The organism is Streptomyces spiramenti (assembly GCF_012034385.1).
GTDB classification, from domain to species: Bacteria; Actinomycetota; Actinomycetes; order Streptomycetales; family Streptomycetaceae; genus Streptomyces; species Streptomyces spiramenti.
Map to the genome: position 1 here is coordinate 1 of NZ_JAAVJB010000439.1, position 1,563 is coordinate 1,563.

Sequence of the window (1,563 nt, forward strand, 5' to 3'; positions counted from 1 at the left end):
GTCGCCGCCTCTCGTCGGCGGGGCGGCCGGCAGGTGGTGCGCCAGCCGCTGAACGGCGCCGGCGGCCAGCGCGCGGGCGGTGACCGCGGAGGCGGTCAGCACCCGGGACAGCACGGCTCGCGCGGCACGGCCGGGGTCGGGCCGCTCGACGGTCTTGACCCACGTGTACTGAGTGTTCATCGCGTTCCTCCCGCAGTGGCCGCCGCGCGTGCGGCGGTCCGCCGGTAGATCTCCGTCAGGCTTTCGGCCGCTCGGCCGATGTCGTAGTGCCGCACCGCGCGCGGCTGGGGCAGCCGGACGGGGCCGGCCGCGGCAAGGGCCCGGAGGGCCGTGGTGAGTTCGGGGAGCCCGCCGTCGAACCGGGCGGCTCCCGGAGCGTGGTCGGCGGGCAGTTCCTCCAAGGCGGGGCAGGACGCGTGGAGCACCGGGAGCCCCGCCGCCAATCCCTCCAGCACCGCGAGGCCGAAGGTCTCCTCCCGGGAGGGCGAGACCAGGGCGTCGCACGCGGCGAGCAGCGTGGGCACCTCTTCGGCGGAACGGTCACCCAGGAACCGCACGGGCCGGGCGGCTCCCGAACCCGCCGCGAGGCGCAGCAACCGCGCCCGCTCCGGGCCGTCTCCGACCAGGACGAGTACCGCGGTCGGCACGGCGGCGACGGCACGCACCAGCTGGTCGAACCGCTTGCCCGGCACCAGTCGGCCGACCCCGGCGACCACGAAGGCATCCGGCGCGATCCCCAGGCGCGCGCGCGTGCCCCGACGCGCCGAGGGGCCGCACCGGTAGCGGGTCGGCTCGATGCCGTTGGGGACGACGTGCAGCCGTTCCGCCGGGACCCCCCACTGCCGCAGCCGCCGGGCCACGGCCGCGGAGACGGCGACCGTCGCGTGGCCGAGCCGTTCGGTCGCCAGGTAGAGGCCGCGGGTCGGCGCGGTCAGCGGCCGGCCCTCGATCCTTTCCTCCCCCAGCGAGTGCTCGGTGGCGACGACGGCGCGGACCCCCGCGGCGCGGGCGGCGATCCGGCCGTACACCCCGGCCCGGTAGAGGTGGGTGTGGACGACGTCGTACCGGCCGCGCCGGATGGCACGCGTCAGGCGGGGCAGCGCCGCGAGGTCGCGGTTGCCCGCCATGCCGAGGTGCCCGACGCGCACGCCGTCGGCGCGCAGCCGGTCCGCGACCGCCCCCGGGTTGGTGAGGGTGATGACGTCGCAGACGATGTCGCCGTGTGCGGGAAGCCGTCGCACCAGGGCGGCGAGCTGCTGCTCGGCGCCGCCGGTACCGAGGCCGGTGATGACGTGGAGTACGCGCATCAGGCTTCGCCCCCTTCCCGCGGGCCGCCGTCGCGTGCGGCGGGGCCGGCCCGCCGCGACGTGACCGGGCCGGACGCGACCGGGCACGGGGCGTCGATGCCGCCCTCCGCCCGGACCGTGGCGCCGTCCGGAGCAGCGGCCCGGGTCGGACTGCCGCTGGTGGCCGTCGCGACCAACCTGTCGCACGACGGGCTGTGCTCCCCGATCGCGACCCTCGACAACGACGCGGGCCGCGGTTCCTACGGCGTCCCCACGC

2 protein-coding genes and 1 pseudogene are annotated in these 1,563 nt (G+C 77.5%); 1 reads left to right on the forward strand and 2 read right to left on the reverse strand.

Features of this window, described 5'->3' with window-relative positions:
- On the reverse strand, positions 1 to 180 hold a 180-nt coding region (locus tag HCJ92_RS24005), incomplete at its 3' end, for a hypothetical protein (RefSeq protein ID WP_209311538.1).
- Entirely contained in the window at positions 177 to 1,307 is a 1,131-nt protein-coding gene (locus HCJ92_RS24010) for a glycosyltransferase (protein ID WP_167935703.1), read from the reverse strand. The genes HCJ92_RS24010 and HCJ92_RS24005, both read right to left, overlap by 4 nt.
- A 132-nt stretch (positions 1,308 to 1,439) precedes the next feature.
- On the opposite strand from HCJ92_RS24010, the pseudogene HCJ92_RS24015 reads away from it, so the two are divergent.
- Positions 1,440 to 1,563: pseudogene (locus tag HCJ92_RS24015) on the forward strand (iron-containing alcohol dehydrogenase); the annotation flags it as partial.

Coding starts and splice junctions, on each gene's coding strand:
- HCJ92_RS24010 (WP_167935703.1), bottom strand. CDS start 1,307: ATGCGCGTACTCCACGTCATCACCGGCCTCGGTACCGGCGGCGCCGAG.